This window comes from Kinneretia sp. DJ1R-11, from assembly GCF_025717595.1.
In the GTDB taxonomy this organism is placed as follows: domain Bacteria; phylum Pseudomonadota; class Gammaproteobacteria; order Burkholderiales; family Burkholderiaceae_C; genus Paucibacter_A.
In genome coordinates this window covers 263,409-279,482 of sequence record NZ_JAJIRR010000004.1, presented here as the reverse complement: position 1 = coordinate 279,482, position 16,074 = coordinate 263,409, and the positions used below count along the sequence as shown (strand labels likewise).

General features: G+C 65.3%; 14 protein-coding genes. 13 read left to right on the top strand and 1 reads right to left on the bottom strand.

The genetic code is table 11. From position 1 onward, the window contains the following. The first annotated feature begins 36 nt into the window (after positions 1-36). Positions 37-240: a YdcH family protein gene (locus tag LNV23_RS10030; protein WP_263519513.1), complete on the top strand. Its 204-nt coding sequence runs from the start codon at positions 37-39 to the stop codon at positions 238-240. A gap of 138 nt (positions 241-378) precedes the next feature. After that, the gene (gene yoaA / locus LNV23_RS10025) at positions 379-2,439 is read left to right on the top strand and encodes a DNA repair helicase YoaA (protein WP_411910561.1); all 2,061 of its coding nucleotides are present in this window, start codon (positions 379-381) and stop codon (positions 2,437-2,439) included. A gap of 64 nt (positions 2,440-2,503) precedes the next feature. On the opposite strand, the gene LNV23_RS10020 is transcribed toward yoaA, so the two are convergent. Beyond that, on the bottom strand, positions 2,504-3,295 hold the full coding sequence (locus LNV23_RS10020; RefSeq protein ID WP_263519515.1) for an outer membrane protein assembly factor BamD: 792 nt from the start codon (positions 3,293-3,295) through the stop codon (positions 2,504-2,506). Between the two features lie 169 nt (positions 3,296-3,464). On the opposite strand from LNV23_RS10020, the gene LNV23_RS10015 reads away from it, so the two are divergent. From LNV23_RS10015 to bamB, 11 genes are all read left to right on the top strand, one after another. Next, on the top strand, positions 3,465-4,505 hold the full coding sequence (locus tag LNV23_RS10015) for an RluA family pseudouridine synthase (RefSeq protein WP_411910560.1): 1,041 nt from the start codon (positions 3,465-3,467) through the stop codon (positions 4,503-4,505). Between the two features lie 330 nt (positions 4,506-4,835). Then, a complete protein-coding gene (scpB, locus tag LNV23_RS10010; RefSeq protein WP_263519519.1) occupies positions 4,836-5,570 on the top strand; it encodes an SMC-Scp complex subunit ScpB in 735 nt (244 codons plus the stop codon). Then, positions 5,567-7,756: a pseudouridine synthase gene (locus tag LNV23_RS10005; protein WP_263562849.1), complete on the top strand. Its 2,190-nt coding sequence runs from the start codon at positions 5,567-5,569 to the stop codon at positions 7,754-7,756. The genes scpB and LNV23_RS10005 overlap by 4 nt, the downstream gene beginning before the upstream one ends. A gap of 119 nt (positions 7,757-7,875) precedes the next feature. Next, entirely contained in the window at positions 7,876-8,301 is a 426-nt protein-coding gene (ndk, locus tag LNV23_RS10000; protein ID WP_263519522.1) for a nucleoside-diphosphate kinase, read from the top strand. Between the two features lie 150 nt (positions 8,302-8,451). Then, a complete protein-coding gene (gene rlmN / locus LNV23_RS09995) occupies positions 8,452-9,567 on the top strand; it encodes a dual-specificity RNA methyltransferase RlmN (RefSeq protein WP_263562848.1) in 1,116 nt (371 codons plus the stop codon). Between the two features lie 41 nt (positions 9,568-9,608). Then, positions 9,609-10,433, top strand: coding sequence for a type IV pilus biogenesis/stability protein PilW (gene pilW / locus LNV23_RS09990; RefSeq protein ID WP_318023224.1), 825 nt, complete (start codon positions 9,609-9,611; stop codon positions 10,431-10,433). A 13-nt stretch (positions 10,434-10,446) separates the two neighbouring features. Then, positions 10,447-11,421: a helix-turn-helix domain-containing protein gene (locus LNV23_RS09985; RefSeq protein ID WP_263562847.1), complete on the top strand. Its 975-nt coding sequence runs from the start codon at positions 10,447-10,449 to the stop codon at positions 11,419-11,421. Between the two features lie 67 nt (positions 11,422-11,488). Continuing rightward, complete coding sequence (ispG, locus tag LNV23_RS09980) at positions 11,489-12,793, top strand: flavodoxin-dependent (E)-4-hydroxy-3-methylbut-2-enyl-diphosphate synthase (RefSeq protein WP_263562846.1); 1,305 nt, start codon at positions 11,489-11,491, stop codon at positions 12,791-12,793. A gap of 45 nt (positions 12,794-12,838) precedes the next feature. Continuing rightward, positions 12,839-14,161, top strand: coding sequence for a histidine--tRNA ligase (gene hisS, locus LNV23_RS09975; RefSeq protein ID WP_263562845.1), 1,323 nt, complete (start codon positions 12,839-12,841; stop codon positions 14,159-14,161). A 50-nt stretch (positions 14,162-14,211) separates the two neighbouring features. Continuing rightward, positions 14,212-14,889 carry a YfgM family protein gene (locus LNV23_RS09970; protein WP_263562844.1) on the top strand — a complete coding sequence of 226 codons (678 nt, stop codon included), beginning with the start codon at positions 14,212-14,214 and terminating at the stop codon, positions 14,887-14,889. Next, positions 14,886-16,040 (top strand): outer membrane protein assembly factor BamB, encoded by a 1,155-nt coding sequence (gene bamB, locus LNV23_RS09965; RefSeq protein WP_263562843.1) that lies wholly within the window; start codon positions 14,886-14,888, stop codon positions 16,038-16,040. The genes LNV23_RS09970 and bamB overlap by 4 nt, the downstream gene beginning before the upstream one ends. Positions 16,041-16,074 lie beyond the last annotated feature (34 nt).

Here is a 16,074-nt window from a genome sequence, read left to right as displayed (position 1 = left end):
CGTTAAACTGCGCCACTTCGCCCGGGCAAAGCCCTCATGGATGAACAACTTCACTCTCAGTCGCGCCGCTTGATCGAACTGCGCATCGAACATGGCGATCTGGATGTGTTGATTGACCGCGTCGCGCTTGAATTGCCGCTGGATGAGCTCAGTTTGCGGCGGCTCAAGAAGCGACGATTGCAGCTGCGCGACCTGATCTCGCGGCTGGAAATGGCCAGCGGTCCGGACGAACTCGCCTGATCGCTTCCTGGGCTTTCTGCCGGCCGTGGGGGCGCGGCCTCCACTTTGAATCTAGCGAGACAGCCTGCGCGCTGAATTGATGTGACCGCTGCTGATCTTCCTTCCGACAACGCCAGCATGCCGCCTGAATGGCCCGTCATGGACGAAGCTCCTGCCGGTGAGCTGGACGCAGACTTCGTGGCCGCTCTGGACGTGGCGCCGACTCTGCAGGCCAGCGAACTTGAGCAATGGGTGGTGGCGGCCTTCGATGTCGGAGGCCCCTTGTCGCGCAGTGATCCCGGCTACGCGCCGCGCGAACAGCAGCTGGCCATGGCTCAGGCGGTGGCGCAGGCGATTGCCCGACGCGAAACCCTGGTGGTGGAGGCGGGCACGGGGGTCGGCAAGACCTTTGCCTATTTGGTGCCGGCCCTGCTCAGCGGCGGGCGCGCGCTGATCAGCACGGCGACCAAGAATTTGCAGGACCAGCTCTATATGCGCGATCTGCCGCGCCTGTGTCAGTCCCTGCAAGTGCCGGTTCGCATCGCCCTGCTCAAGGGTCGGGGCAGCTATCTCTGCCTGCACCGAATGAATCAGGCGCGCCACAGCGCTGAGCTGCCCGATCGCCGTGCGGTCATGGCCTTGGCGCGGGTGGAGCGCTGGGCGCAGGGCACATCGAGCGGTGATCTGGCTGAGATGGATGGGCTGGACGAGCGTTCACCCGTGATCCCTCTGGTCAGCTCCACCCGCGACAACTGCCTGGGTTCGGAGTGCCCGGAGTTCAAGTCCTGTTTTGTCGTCAAGGCGCGGCGCGAGGCCATGGAGGCGGATGTGGTGGTGGTGAATCACCACCTTTTCTTCGCCGACGTGACGCTGCGCGACAGCGGTGTCGCCGAGCTGCTGCCTAGCGTCGATCTTGCCGTCTTTGACGAGGCGCATCAGCTGGCCGAGGCGGGTGTGCAGTTTCTCGGCACCTTGCTGGGCAGCTCGCAGCTGCTGGACTTTGGCCGCGATCTGCTCGGCCTGGGTCTGGCACAGGCCCGCGGCTTGCAGGACTGGCAGGCTTTGCAGGCGCGCATGGAGCTGGCTGCGCGCGAGCTGCGCCTGGTTTGCGCTGGTCCCTTGGCCACCGCCGGACGCGAGGTGCGCGGCATGCTCAAGCTGAGCTGGAAAGAGCGCGCCGGTCGGCCCGGCTTTGACGCGGCATTGCAGGAAGTGGCGGCGGCGGCCGAGCAGGCGATTGAATGCTTGGCCACGGTGACCGAGCTTTCGCCTGACTTCCTCAGGCTGCACGAACGCGCCGTGGCCTTGCGCGAGCTGGCCGAGACTTTTGCGCAGGAGCCCGAGCCTGGTGATGTGCGCTGGATCGATTTGAGCCCGCATCAGGCGCGCTTGGTGCAGTCGCCGCTTGATATCCGCGAGGCGATGCAGGAGCAGCTCCAGGGGCCCCCTAAGGCTTGGATCTTCACGTCCGCCACCCTCGGTGAAGACGAGCGCTTGAGCTGGTTCACCGAGCCGGCTGGTCTCGAGCAGGCCACCGTGCTGCGCGTCGGCAGCCCATTCAATTACGCCGAAAATGCGCGGCTCTATGTGCCGCGCGGCTTCCCCAAGCCCAATGAGCCCGATCACGCGCCTCAGGTCGCCGCCATGGCTGCGCGCTGTGCCCGCGCGCTCGGTGGGCGCACCTTTGTGCTGACCACCACCCTGCGCGCGCTGCAAATCATTGGCGACGGCCTGCGCGCCGAGTTCGAAGCCGGCTGCGATGCGATCGCGGTGCTGCAGCAGGGCGCTGCGCCCAAGCGTTTGCTGCTGCAGCAGTTTCTCGACAACCCCAGCGCTGTGCTGGTCGGTTCGGCGAGTTTCTGGGAGGGCATTGACGTGCCCGGTGACAAGCTGCAATGCGTGCTGATCGACAAGCTCCCGTTTCCGCCCCCCAATGACCCCTTGGTCGAGGCGCGGGTGCAGCGGCTGGAGGCGGCGGGGCGCAATGCCTTCTCGGAGTACTTCATCGCCGAAGCCGCCATTTCCCTCAAGCAGGGTGCCGGCCGCTTGATTCGTACCGAGCAAGACCGTGGGCTGCTGGTGGTCTGCGACCCGCGCATGGCTGGCATGAACTACGGTCGCCGTTTGCGTGCCGCCCTGCCGCCCATGACGCCCTTGAACGATGAGGGCCAGGCACTGGCTTGGCTGGCGCAGTTGGCCGCCGAGCGTCTGCCGGTCTGAAATGAAAAACGCGTGCCTTGGCACGCGTTCGATGTTCAGTGATGCAGGCTGTGTGGCCGGCGTGTCACCAGAAGCGCCACCAGGCCTTCTTGCCGCCGTCGTAGTCGCCGCTCAGGTATGGGCTGGCCGGGAAGCTTTGCTTGAGCACGCGGGTCGCGTCGTCTCGCAAGGCGGGCAGGTCCAGCTTGTCATAGCTCTGGGCGAGGATGAACAGGGCTTCCTCGGCGGCCGGGGCGCGCTGGAATTCCTGCACGGCCTGCTGGGCGCGGTTCGCCGCCGCCAGATAGGCGCCGCGGTTGAAGTAGTAGCGGGCCACATGGACTTCATACACCGCCAGGGTGTTGGTGATGTAGTCCACCCGGATGCGCGCTTCGGCCGAGTACTTGGAATCCGGGAACTGGTCGATCAGCTGCTTGAATGCCAGCATGGCATCGCGCGAAGCTTGCTGGTCGCGTTCGGAAATGTCCTGGCTGGCCAGGCGGCCGAACAGGCCCAGGTCTTCGTTGAAATTGACCAGGCCCTTCATGTAGAGCGCGTAGTCCATGGCCGGGCTCGACGGGTTGAGCTTGATGAAGCGGTCCAAGGTGCTGACCGCTTGCGCACGCTCTCCGCTCTTGTGGAAGGCCCAGGCCAGATCGAGTTGGGCTTGCTGGGCCACCACCGTGCCTGCGGCCCGGCCTTCGATGCGTTCCAGGCTCTTGATGGCGCGGTCGTAACTGCCGGAACTCAGGTCGTCCTTGGCCTCTGAGTACAATTTGTCCAGACTGGCCTGAGAATTCGGGTCGTCCTTGGGGGCCGATGAACACGCTGCCAGGGCCAGGGCGAGGGCCGCGATCAGGCCTGAACGCCAAGCCACAGTCCGGGGAAATCCCGCCACTGAAGCCTCTTGGCGCTGCTCTTGGAGCGATTGGGCTGGCAAGCCGTTTGATGCCCGCGCCAGGCGGCGCTCCACGCAATTTTCGATCATGATCCCTACAGGGCGGTGCTCATCACCGGCCCTCAGCTGAAGACGGAGCAACGATTATATGGTTCAGGCTCTGCCTGCAAGTCCGACCCTCGCGCCCGTGGATGGCGACGATGAATGGGACGGCGAACAAGACCCCGCAGTAGCGGCAGACGAGACCGTCGAGGTCCGCGAAGCTTTGGTGGATGCCGGCTGGCATGGCCAGCGCCTGGATCGTTGGATGGTGGACCTGGCGCCCGAGTTTTCGCGCAATCACCTGCAAAGCCTGATTGAGCGGGGCTGCGTCAGCATCAACGGCCAACCGGCGCCCAGCGCGTCGCGCAAGTTGCAGGCCGGCCAGCGCGTGCGGGTCGAGTTGCAACCCACGGAAGAGAGCAGGGCCTTCCGGGCTGAAGTCTTGCCCCTGGACATCGTCTATGAGGATGAGCATTTGCTCGTACTCAACAAGGCTGCAGGCATGGTGGTTCATCCCGCGTCCGGCAACTGGACCGGTACCGTCATGAACGGCTTGCTGGCCTACCACCCGGCCGCAGCCGCGCTGCCGCGTGCCGGCATCGTCCACCGCCTGGACAAGGACACCAGCGGCTTGATGATGGTGGGAAAGAGCCGTGAAGCCGTGACGGCGCTGACCCGAATGATCGCGGCGCGCGAGGTGCACCGCGAGTATGTGGCCCTGGCCTATGGCCGGGTGCCCGAGGAAATGACCGTGGACGCGCCGCTACGTCGTGACTTGATCTCGCGCATCAAGATGGCGGTGCTGGCCACCGGCAAGCCCTCGCGCACCGATGTCTATCTGCTGGGCATGGGTGAGCAGGGTGTGCGCAGCATCAGCGCGGTGCACTGTGTGTTGCACAGCGGCCGCACCCACCAGATCCGGGTTCACCTGGCTTACAAGGGCTACCCTCTGGTCGCCGATGCGCTGTATGGAGGCGTCCCGGCCCTGGGTCTGACGCGTCAGGCGCTCCATGCCGCACGGCTCTCTTTCGCCCACCCAGTCAGCGGTGTCGCCTTGCAGTTTGAGGCTGGCTTGCCGGCCGATTTGGCTGCGGCTTGGGAGCAGCTGGATTTGCCGCCGCTGAGCTTGCCGCCGATCTTCGATTGAGGGCGCTACAATCGAGCACAGTTGATGATGCAGCATATGAAACGTGGGTGGCAGTCCCTGGCCCGCGTCGCGTGTCTCAAGCTCGGTGCGGTGGTGCCGCGGGTTCAGGGTCGATGTCTTGCCGATGTCGATGCAGACGCCGCGCAGCCCCCAGCCACAAACCCAGCCCGCCTCTTGTCTGACAGTTGGAATGGACGCAATGCCGACCCGGCGCTGCCTCCCTGGCCCGAGTGTCAATGCACAACTGGCAAGGCTTGAAGCCAAGCGCCCGACCCAGCAAGGCCGGGACAAGTAAACACCCGCATGAAACGGGAATGATGACGAAAGTCAATGAACACACAGGATGCTAAGCGCGTCCTCGAGACCGCGCTGATTTGCGCCCAGCAGCCTTTGACGCTGCGCGAAATGCGCAGCTTGTTTGTCGACGCGGTCGGCCCGGATACCTTGCGCATGGTGCTGGATGAGTTGTCCCGTGACTGGGAGGGCCGAGGCGTCGAGTTGGTGGCGGTGGCGAGTGGCTGGCGTTTTCAAAGTCGGCCCGAGATGCGTGAGTTCCTGGACCGAATGCACCCCGAAAAGCCGCAGCGCTATTCGCGAGCCGTGATGGAGACCTTGGCCATCATTGCCTACCGGCAGCCGGTGACGCGGGGTGATATTGAGGATATTCGCGGTGTGGTGGTCTCCACCCAGATCGTCAAGCAGCTCGAAGATCGGGCTTGGATTGATGTGATCGGTCATCGCGAAGCGCCTGGGCGACCGGCCTTGTATGCGACGACTCAGCAGTTTCTCGATGATCTGGGTTTGAATAGCCTGGAGCAACTGCCAGAGCTCGATGCCGGGCAACTGCCTGCGGCGGCCTTGGCTGAAGTGGCGGGGCTGCAAGGCCAGTTGCTGGAAGGTGAGCCACCTTCCGAAGATGTGAATGAAAAAGAATCGGCAGAACCCGCTGTGGATCTGCCGGCAGAACCAAGTTCCGCGCCTATCGGCAACGATATCGGCGCATCCGTTCCGGCCTTGCCGGACCCTCAGACTGACGCCGCCGAACCGGTGCAACCCGACGCATGAATTCCAACGAAACCGATCCCCAAGCCGACTCCAGTACCCAAGCTGCCGAAGGCGGTGAAGCCGCAGCGCCCAAGCGCAAGCGCGCTCCGGCTAAGTCCAAAGTGGCGGCGGTGACTGCGACGGCCGAGGCCGGTACGCCTGCTGCGGCAGTGGAGCCGGCGGCGGAAGCCGCGCCGGTGAAGCCACGTGCCCCGCGCAAGACGGCAGCCAAGAAGCCTGCCGCTGAGGCGGAGGTCGCTGTGATCGCCGCGGAGCCGGTGCTTGCCGAGGTGCCGAGCGACGCTGAAGCCCCCAAGCGCCGAGCCCCGCGCAAGACGGCTGCTGCCAAGGCGGTGCAGGCCCAGCCAGAGGGTGATGCCGCCGTCGCGCCGGCGCCGGCCGAGCGCAAGCCGGTGTTCACACTGGCACCTGAGATTGAGTCCCAGCAAGCGGTGGCGTCGTCGGCGTTGGCCGACTCGGTTGAATCGGCTGAAGGCGGTTCTGCGGGTGACGATGCTGAATCTGGCGAGGCCGGCGAGCGCGGTGGCCGCAATCGCAACCGTCGTCGCGGTCGCAAGGACCGACCCAATCGCGTCGATGGTGTCGAGGGTGCGCCGGCAGGCGAGGGCGCCGAGCGTCCGGCCCGTGTCGCGGTGCAGGCCGTGGCACCGGCGCCAGAGGTGCTGGCAGCCGTGGGCGAGCGCTTTGCTGAAGTGCTGGCGGGTGAGTTTGATGGTGGCGAGGACGAAGTTCCTGAGGCTGCCGTGGCAGCCGACGAGGAAGAGGTCGACACCAAGCGCGTGCTGGCCGCCGAGCCCGACGCGCCCAAGCTGCAGAAAGTGCTGGCCCAGGCCGGCATTGGCTCGCGTCGCGACATCGAAGACATGATCGCCGACGGCAAGATCGAGGTGAACGGCGAAGTGGCCCATATCGGCCAGCGCATTTCATTTGGCGATCAGGTTCGTGTGGCCGGCAAGCCGATCCGTGTGCGCATCTCGCCGCCGGCGCCCCGCATCCTGGCGTATCACAAGCCGGCGGGTGAAGTCGTCACCTTCAACGATCCGGAAGGTCGCCCGACCGTGTTCCGCCATCTGCCGCGTTTGCAGCAGGGCAAGTGGCAGTCGGTCGGTCGCTTGGATATCAACACCGAAGGTCTGTTGCTGTTCACCAATTCCGGTGAGTTGGCCAACCAGCTGATGCACCCGCGCTTCGGCGTGGAGCGCGAGTACGCGGTTCGTGTGCTGGGTACGCTGACGCCCGATCAAAAGGCGCGCCTGTTGGATGGCGTCATCGTTGAAGGCCAGAAGGCAGCCTTCAAGAGCATCGAGGATGGCGGTGGCGAGGGTGTGAACCACTGGTACCGTGTGGTCATCACCGAAGGCCGCAACCGCGAAGTGCGCAAGCTGTTCGACACCGTGGGCCTGACCGTCAGCCGTCTGATCCGCATCCGCTATGGCACCGTGGTCTTGCCGCGCGGCCTGAAGCGTTGCGTTTGGATTGAGTTGGGCGAAGAGGATGTGCGTGTCATCCGTCGCTTGGCCGGTGGTGAGTCTCAGGGGCGTGGTCGCGACGATCGTGGCGAACCGCGTGGTGAACGTCAGGAGCGTGCTTCGCGCGGCAATGACCGCGGCGGTGATCGTGGCAATGAGCGTGGTGGCGAGCGCGGTGCCGGCCCTGACCGCAATGCCGACCGTTCGCGTGGCCGCCGTGCCGATGGTCGTCATGCTGGTGTTGGGCCGCGCCCCAGCCGGGCACCCGAGCCTCGCGGTCCGGAGCGCAATGAGCGCGGGCCCGATCGTGAGCGTCCGCGCAACCAGGAAGCGGCCCCCAACCGGGATCGCGACCTGGACCGTGGCGATGATGATTTTGACGACGTGATTCCGCGCAATATCAATCCGCTGGAGCAGACCTTTGACCGCCGTTTTGCGGGCAACAAGGGCCGTGGCTTCCCGCAGGGTTTTGGTGCCGGTGGCAGCAGCAGCCAGGAGCCGCGTGGCGGCCAGGGCCGTGGCGGCCGTGGTGGTCAAGGCGGTGACGGCCCGCGTCAACCCGATCCCATGCAGACCTCGGTGGGCTATATCGGTGCCGATGCCTTTGTGCGTCGCACCGGGCGTGGCGGCGGCGGCCGCGGTGGCCAAGGCGGGCAGGGCAGCAACAGTGGTGGCGGCGGCCGCAGTGGTGGCGGCTTCGGTGGCCGCAAGCGCTGATTTGCCGTGCCGCAAGGCGCATTTCGGTGGTCGCTCCGGCGGCCGCTGAAACAGCGCTGACACCGGCACACAGTACAATCGCGGGTTTTGCCAAGCCCTTAGATTTCAGGAGAAATACCATGGCGATCGAACGTACCCTTTCCATCATCAAGCCCGATGCCGTCGCCAAGAACGTGATCGGCCAAATCTACGCCCGTTTTGAAGGCGCAGGCCTGAAGATCGTGGCGGCCAAGATGACCCATCTGTCGCGCGGCGAAGCCGAAGCTTTCTACGCCGTGCACAAGGCACGTCCTTTCTTCAACGACCTGGTGAACTTCATGATCTCCGGTCCGGTCGTGATCTCGGCTCTGGAAGGCGAGAACGCCATCCTGAAGCACCGCGACCTGATGGGCGCCACCGACCCGAAGAAGGCCGAGAAGGGCACCATCCGTGCTGACTTCGCCGACAGCATCGACGCCAATGCCGTGCACGGCTCTGACGCCGCCGAGACGGCCGCCGCTGAAGTGGCGTTCTTCTTCCCCGGCATGAATGTCTACAGCCGTTGATTCGGTCTGACGCCTCTTGTGCTGGCAGCCTGGAGGCTGTGAGTTAGAGCTGTGAACCGCCTGCCGGCCTTCGGGCTTGCGGCGGTTTTTGCAAACCAGGGCGGCGCCCTTGCGGCACCCGCCCTGACGACAAGAGATAGAGGCAAGATCATGGACGCGGTCAACCTGCTTGGATTCGATCTGGAAGGCCTGGCTGCGTACTGTGAGCAGCTGGGGGAAAAGCGCTTTCGCGCCACCCAGCTGTTCCGCTGGATCCATCAAAAAGGTGCGTCTGATTTCACTCAGATGACCGACCTGGCCAAGTCGCTGCGCGACAAACTGGCCACCCGGGCGCATATTCAGGCGTTGCCGGTGATTTCTGAACACCGCTCCGCGGACGGCACGGTCAAATGGTTGTTTGACGTCGGCGCCGGCAATGCCGTGGAAGCCGTTTACATCCCCGAGAGTGATCGCGGCACGCTGTGCGTGTCCAGCCAGGCCGGTTGCGCTGTGGGCTGCCGTTTCTGCTCCACCGGCCACCAGGGCTTCAGCCGCAACCTCGAGACCTGGGAAATCATCGCCCAACTCTGGTATGCCGAGCACCAGCTGCGCCGTGACCTGGGCCGCGATGAACGCATCATCTCCAATGTGGTGATGATGGGCATGGGCGAGCCCCTGCAAAACTACAACGCGCTGGTGCCGGCCCTGCGCATGATGCTGGACGACCATGGCTACGGCCTGTCGCGCCGCCGCGTGACGGTCTCGACCTCGGGCGTGGTGCCCATGATCGACCGCCTGCGCGAGGACTGCCCGGTGGCCCTGGCCGTGTCCCTGCACGCGCCGACCGATCCGCTGCGCGACCAGCTCGTGCCGCTGAACAAGAAGTACCCGATTGCCGAGCTGCTGGATGCCTGCAATCGCTATCTGGACAAGGCGCCGCGCGACTTCATCACCTTCGAGTACTGCATGCTGGACGGCGTCAATGACACGCCCGAGCAGGCGCATGCCTTGGTCAAGCTGCTGCGCGGTCATGTGTCTTGCAAGATCAATCTGATCCCGTTCAATCCGTTCCCTGCTTCCGGCTTGTTGCGCAGCTCGAACGAGCGCGTCAAGGCGTTTGCCGAGGTGCTGCTCAATGCCGGCTTGGTGACGACGGTGCGCAAGACGCGGGGCGATGACATTGACGCGGCCTGCGGGCAACTGGCGGGTGAGGTGCAGGACCGCACTCAGGCCCACATTCGCATGGTGCGTGCGCCGGTGGTGGTAAAAGGCGCAAGTTCTCCCTGATTGCAGTTCAATTTCGAAGCCCTGGTGAAGACAACAGCCCGATGAAAAAAACTGATGACACAGGTTTTGGGTCTCTGATGCTGAGGTCCGGCTCCCGCATGCTGTTGGCGGGCTTGGTGCTGGTATTGGCTGCATGTGCGGCGCCGGCGCCCAGTAGTTCTGGGCCGCGTACCGACTCTGACCAAACCGATGCGGATCGCCGGGCTGGTGTTCGCTTGGAATTGGCGGCCGGCTATTTCGCGCGCGGTCAGCACAACACGGCGCTGGACGAGATCAAGCAAGCCCTGGCGGTCAAGCCGGACATGCGCGAGGCCATCAATTTGCGCGGCCTGGTCTACGCGGCCATGGGTGAGCCCCAGCTGGCGGACGAGAACTTCCGCCGCGCCCTGACGCTTTACCCGCAAGATCCGGACACCCTGCACAACTATGGCTGGCTCTTTTGCCAGCAGCAGCGCTGGGCCGAGGCGAACATTCGCTTCGACCAGGCCCTGGCCTCGCCCAGTTACCGCGCGCCGGCGCGCACTTACCTGGCCAAAGGCGTCTGTGAGGCGCGAGCGGGCCGCTTGGCCGACGCCGAAGCCAGCCTGGTCAAGGCCTTCGAGTTTGATCCCGCCAATCCGGCCGTGGCCGTCAATCTGGCGGAAGTGCTGTACCGCAATCAGCAGTTCGAGCGGGCCCGCTTCTACATCAATCGCGTCAATGCCCAGTCCGAGCAGAGCAATGCCCAAACCTTGTGGCTGGCGCTGCGCATTGAGCGACGCATGAACAATCAGAGTGGCGTGGAGCAGCTCAGCCAGTTGCTGCGCCGCCGCCATCCGCAGTCGCCAGAACTGCAGGCCTTCAACAACGGGCGCTTCGATGAGTGAAGAGGGAGAACGCATGTCTTCGATCCTGAGCGAGGCAGGACTTGGCTCTGGCGCGGCCGCGCCGCGCCAGACTGCCGGAGCCTGGCTGCGCGAGGCACGCCAGCAGCGCGGCCTGCACATCGTTGCCTTGGCCGCCATGCTCAAAGTGCCGCAAGCCAAGCTGGAGGCGCTGGAGGCCGACCGCTGGCAAGAACTGCCGGACACCACCTTTGTGCGGGCCCTGGCCAAGGCGATCTGCCGGGTGCTCAATGTGGACGCAGCACCGGTGCTGGCCTTGCTGCCGAGCAGCGAGGACCGTGAGCTGACCATGTCGCGCGGCCTCAATCAGCCATTTCGGGACCGTTCCTCGGGTGACGCCGGCTTCTCGCTGGCGCTGGTGCAGCGTCCGGTGGTCTGGGGCCCGGCCCTGTTGCTGGCCGCTGCGGCGGCGGTCTATCTGATGCCCGCGGGCTGGTTGCCGAGCGCTGGAAGTGTCGGTGGCAGCACTGCCGAGCCCGTCGAAGCCACACCGACCTTGATGCCGCCTTCCGCGCTTGAGGCCACACAACAGCCGGCTTCGGCCGCCAGCCTGCCGGCCTCCGCGCCGACCGCGGCCTTGCTCCCGCCGCCAGCCGCCAGTGCTGTGCCGCTTCCATCCGCGCTCAGCGCTGCACCTGCTCCCACGCTTGCGCCGTTGCCAAGCGCGGCAGCGCCGACCCGCCCGGTGGCTGCGGCGCCCGAGGCTGTGCCTGTGGCAGTGCCGGCGCCAGGCTCGGTGCCCTTGCAAGTCAAGGTGAGTTCGGAGTCCTGGGTCGAAGTGGTCGACTCTTCGGGGCGAACCTTGCTCTCCAAACTGCTGCGCCCCGGCGATGCCCAGACCCTGCAAGGTCTGCCGCCGCTGCGCGTGCGCGTGGGTAATGTCGCGGGCACTGAACTGATCCTGCGCGGCGAGCCGGTGGACCTGCTTGGGCGCTCCAAGGACAACGTAGCCCGCCTGGAACTCAATTGAATGAACTGATCGAAGCCCATGCCCTTGGCGTGTGGCCGGTATGAACAGCAAAGCAGCAGCACCCACCATGAGCGCATCGCCCGTCCTGCCCAGCTCCGCGCTGGAGCCTTCCATTTCCCAAGCCATTGCGGCCGCCCAGCCGGCGGCGCGCCGTTCGCGCCAGGCCCAGGTTCGCTGGGGATCGCGCGTGGTCACCGTGGGCGGCGACGCGCCGGTGCGCGTGCAGTCCATGACCAACACCGACACAGTAGACGTGATCGGTACCGCCATACAGATCAAGGAGCTGGCGATCGCCGGTTCGGAGATGGTGCGCATCACGGTCAATACGCCCGAGGCGGCCGAAGCCGTGCCGCACATCCGCGAGCAACTGGACCGCATGGGCATTGACGTGCCCCTGGTCGGTGATTTCCATTACAACGGCCACCGCTTGCTGACCGAATTCCCGGCTATGGCGCAAGCCTTGTCCAAGTACCGCATCAACCCCGGCAATGTGGGCAAGGGCGACAAGAAGGACCGCCAGTTCGCCATGATGATCGAGGCCGCGATCAAGTACGACAAGGTCGTGCGCATCGGCGTCAACTGGGGCAGCCTCGACTCCGAACTGCTGGCTCAGATGATGGACGAGAATGCCGCCCGCGCTGAGCCTTGGGATGCCAAGCAGGTCATGTACCAGGCGCTGATCCAATCGGCCCTGAGTTCGGCCGACTATGCCCGTGAGCTGGGCATGAACCCCGACAACATCATCATCAGCTGCAAGGTCAGCGGCGTGCAGGACCTGATCTCGGTCTACCGCGCGCTCAGCGAGCGCTGCGATTACGCCTTGCACCTGGGTCTGACCGAAGCCGGCATGGGCACCAAGGGCACGGTGGCGTCGGCCACGGCCTTGTCGATCTTGCTGCAAGAGGGCATCGGCGACACCATCCGTGTCTCGCTGACGCCGCAGCCTGGCGAAGCTCGCACGCAAGAGGTGGTGGTGGCGCTGGAGATTTTGCAGTCCCTGGGTCTGCGCGCCTTCAACCCCAGCGTGACCGCCTGCCCGGGCTGTGGCCGCACCACCAGCACCACCTTCCAGGAGCTGGCCAAGCAGATCGACGACTTCCTGCGCGAGCAGATGCCGGTCTGGCGCAAGAAGTACCCCGGCGTGGAAAACCTCAAGGTGGCCGTGATGGGCTGCATCGTCAATGGCCCGGGCGAGAGCAAGCATGCCGACATCGGCATCAGCCTGCCGGGCACCGGCGAGGCCCCGGCCGCACCGGTCTTCATCGATGGCGAGAAGGCCCTGACCCTGCGCGGCGAAAACATCGCCAACGAATTCCACGCCTTGGTCGAGAGCTATATCGAGAAGCGCTTCGGCGCTGTGCAAGCGGCTTGAGTGCCGGCATTGCTTGAAAAGAAGAACCACGCGAATTCCACACCCATGAGTGAACCGAAGAAGTTGCCCCAGTTGCAAGCCGTCAAGGGCATGAACGACATCCTGCCGCCGGACTCGGCGCGCTGGGAATGGCTGGAAGCCCAGATGCGCAGCGTGCTGCAGCGCTACGGCTACCAGAATGTGCGCACGCCCATCGTCGAGCCCACGGCTTTGTTCGTGCGCGGCATCGGCGAGGTGACCGACATCGTCGAAAAAGAGATGTACGCCTTCGAAGACCGTGCCGACAAGCATGGCCAGGCCGAGCATCTGGCCCTGCGCCCGGAGATGACGGCCGGCGTGGTGCGTGCCATGATCGAGCATTCCTTCCTGCGCGACTCGGGTCGCCGTCTCTACTACTTCGGCCCCATGTTCCGCCGCGAAAAGCCGCAGAAGGGTCGTTACCGTCAATTCCACCAGATGGGTGTCGAGGCCCTGGGTTTTGCGGGCCCCGATGTCGACGCCGAAGTGATCTTGATGGGCAGCCGTCTTTTGCGCGAGCTGGGACTGAAGGATGGCGAGCATGTCAGCTTGGAGCTGAACTGCCTGGGCGAAGCGGCCGAGCGCCGCGCTCACCGCGAGGCCTTGATTGCCCACCTGGAGGCGCACAAGGACCTGCTCGACGAAGACAGCCAGCGCCGCCTCTACACCAACCCATTGCGCGTGCTGGACACCAAGAACCCGGCCCTGCAGGAGATGGCCAATGCGGCACCCCAGCTGCTCGATTTCCTCGGTGAAGCGTCGCTGGCACATTTCAACGGCGTGCGCGCCATCCTCGATGCCGCGGGCGTGGCTTACCGCATCAACCCGCGCTTGGTGCGCGGTCTGGACTACTACAACCTGACCGTGTTCGAGTGGGTCACCGACAAGCTGGGCTCGCAAGGCACGGTCTGCGGTGGCGGCCGCTACGATGGCCTGATCGAGCAACTGGGTGGCAAGGCCACGCCGGCCGTGGGCTTCGGCATGGGCATGGAGCGCATGCTGCTCTTGCTCGAAGAAGTGGGCGTGGCGCCGGCTGCGCCGACCCCGCATGCCTACGCCATCGTGCCCTCGGCGAACGGCCTGGCCCAGGTCATGGTGGCGCTGGAGGCCCTGCGGGGCGCCGGCGTCAGCGTGGTCTTGCACCCGGGGCAGAGCAGCATGAAGTCGCAGTTCAAGAAGGCCGATGCCAGCGGCGCGGCCTTTGCCTTGATCTTCGGCGAGGACGAAGTCGCCCGTGGTGAAGTGGCCGTCAAGCCGCTCCGCCAGGGAATGCAACCCGAGGGGGAGGCGCAGTACACCCGCAGCATTTCGTCGGCGGTCGACTGGGCAGCCGAGCTGCTCAACGCATAATCGCGGCCTTCCTCCCGTTTTCACCACCGCAATCCGAGAATCTTTCATTCATGGCGTCGCATCTCGATCTCGAAGAACAAGAACAGCTGGACCAGCTGAAGGCTTTCTGGAAAACCTGGGGCAATCTGATCACCTGGGCGTTGACCATCGCTCTGGCCGCCTATGCGGGTTGGAACGGCTGGAACTACTACCAGCGCGACCAGGCCGCCAAGGCCGCGGCCATGTATGACGAGCTGGACCGTGCCGTGCAGGCCGGCGATGCCGACAAGGCCGGCCGCGTGTTCACCGATCTGAAGGATCGTTATCCCGGCACCAGCTATGCCGCGCAGGCTGCGCTGCAAGCAGCCAAGGCTCAGTTCGACAAGGGTCAAGCCGATGCTGCCCGTGCCAGCCTGAGCTGGGCTGCCAGCACGGCTTCGCAAGAGGCGGTGCGTGATCTCGCCCGCCTGCGCCTGGCTGGCCTGCAGCTGGATGCCAAGCAGTACGACGAAGCTGGCAAGACGCTGGATGCCATCAAGTCGCCGGATTTCCTGGCCTTGCAGGCCGACCGCCGCGGTGACCTGCTGGTTCTGCAAGCCAAGCCTGACTTGGCCCGTGCCGAGTACCAGAAGGCCTACGCGGCCCTGGAAAAGAACCAGGACTATCGCCGCCTGATCGAAGCCAAGCTGAGCACCCTGGGCGTGGCTCCGGCCGCCGAAGATGCGGCAACTGCGGGAGCCGCCAAGTGAAGGGCGCCTTGAAGCTGCCGGGCCTGCGCGCCGGCCTGCTGGCGCTGGCCGCGGCTGCTGTGCTGACCGGGCTGTCTGGCTGCTCGATCTTCGGCTCCTCCAACGCGCCCAAGCCGGCGCCGCTGGAGACCTTGAGCCCGAGCATTGCCGGGCGTGTGGTCTGGAATGCGCGGGTTGATTCGGTCCAGTTCCCCTTGTCGATCGCAGCACGGGGCGAGCAGTTTGTGGTCGCGGGCAGCGGCGGCGTGGTGGAGGCCTTGAACGCGCAGGACGGTCGCTCCATGTGGCGCGTCGAAGTGGGCCAGAAGCTCAATGCCGGCGTCGGCAGCGACGGGCGCTTCGCCTCCGTGGTGACGCGCGAGAACGAAGTCGTGGTGCTGGAAGCTGGCCGTGTGCTGTGGCGCAAGCCGCTGCCCAGCGCGGTGCTGGCGGCGCCCTTGGTCGCCGGCGAGCGCGTGTTCGTGCTGACTGTGGACCGTCAAGTGCTGGCCTTCGACGCACTCGATGGCCGCGCGCTGTGGACCCTGCGCCGCCCCGGTGAGCCCTTGACCCTGGCTCAGCCTGGCGTGATCACTGCCTTCAAGGACACCTTGGTCGTCGGCCAGGGCCCGCGCATGGCTGGTGTTGATCCCTTGCGCGGTACCGTGCGTTGGGAAGCCAGCGTGGCCAACCCGCGCGGTACCAATGAAGTCGAGCGCTTGGCCGATCTGGTGGCGCCGTCTTTCCGTCAGGGCGATCTGATCTGCGCGCGCGCCTTTCAGTCGGCCGTCGGTTGTGTCAATGCCGAGCGAGGCAGCGCGCTGTGGAGTCGCAATGTCGGCGGCATGAATGGCATTGGCGGCGACGCCACCGCCGTGGTGGCCGCGGACGCCTCCGACCGTCTGACCGCTTGGAGCTTGGCCAATGGTGATGTGCTCTGGACGGCCGATCAATTCCAGAATCGCCGCCTCAGCGCACCGCTGGTGGTGGGTAAGAATGTGGTGGTCGGCGATTTCGAGGGCCAGGTGCATTTCCTGGATCGCGTGAGTGGCAAGACTGAGTTGCGCCTGGCAACGGATGGCTCGGCCATCCAGTCGGCGCCGGTGGTGCTGGGCAACACCATTTTGGTGGCCACACGCAATGGCGGCCTGTTTGCCTTGCGGCCTGAGTAAGACCCCGGCTTGACCGGCTTTGAACCCCTAGCAG

Excerpts from the sequence above, each read along its gene's own strand:
- LNV23_RS09985 (WP_263562847.1), top strand. The coding sequence starts at position 10,447 with ATGTCTTCGATCCTGAGCGAGGCAGGACTTGGCTCTGGCGCGGCCGCG.
- hisS (WP_263562845.1), top strand. The coding sequence starts at position 12,839 with ATGAGTGAACCGAAGAAGTTGCCCCAGTTGCAAGCCGTCAAGGGCATG.
- pilW (WP_318023224.1), top strand. The coding sequence starts at position 9,609 with ATGAAAAAAACTGATGACACAGGTTTTGGGTCTCTGATGCTGAGGTCC.
- rlmN (WP_263562848.1), top strand. The coding sequence starts at position 8,452 with ATGGACGCGGTCAACCTGCTTGGATTCGATCTGGAAGGCCTGGCTGCG.
- LNV23_RS09970 (WP_263562844.1), top strand. The coding sequence starts at position 14,212 with ATGGCGTCGCATCTCGATCTCGAAGAACAAGAACAGCTGGACCAGCTG.
- ispG (WP_263562846.1), top strand. The coding sequence starts at position 11,489 with ATGAGCGCATCGCCCGTCCTGCCCAGCTCCGCGCTGGAGCCTTCCATT.
- LNV23_RS10015 (WP_411910560.1), top strand. The coding sequence starts at position 3,465 with ATGGTTCAGGCTCTGCCTGCAAGTCCGACCCTCGCGCCCGTGGATGGC.
- LNV23_RS10005 (WP_263562849.1), top strand. The coding sequence starts at position 5,567 with ATGAATTCCAACGAAACCGATCCCCAAGCCGACTCCAGTACCCAAGCT.
- yoaA (WP_411910561.1), top strand. The coding sequence starts at position 379 with ATGGACGAAGCTCCTGCCGGTGAGCTGGACGCAGACTTCGTGGCCGCT.
- ndk (WP_263519522.1), top strand. The coding sequence starts at position 7,876 with ATGGCGATCGAACGTACCCTTTCCATCATCAAGCCCGATGCCGTCGCC.
- scpB (WP_263519519.1), top strand. The coding sequence starts at position 4,836 with ATGAACACACAGGATGCTAAGCGCGTCCTCGAGACCGCGCTGATTTGC.
- LNV23_RS10030 (WP_263519513.1), top strand. The coding sequence starts at position 37 with ATGGATGAACAACTTCACTCTCAGTCGCGCCGCTTGATCGAACTGCGC.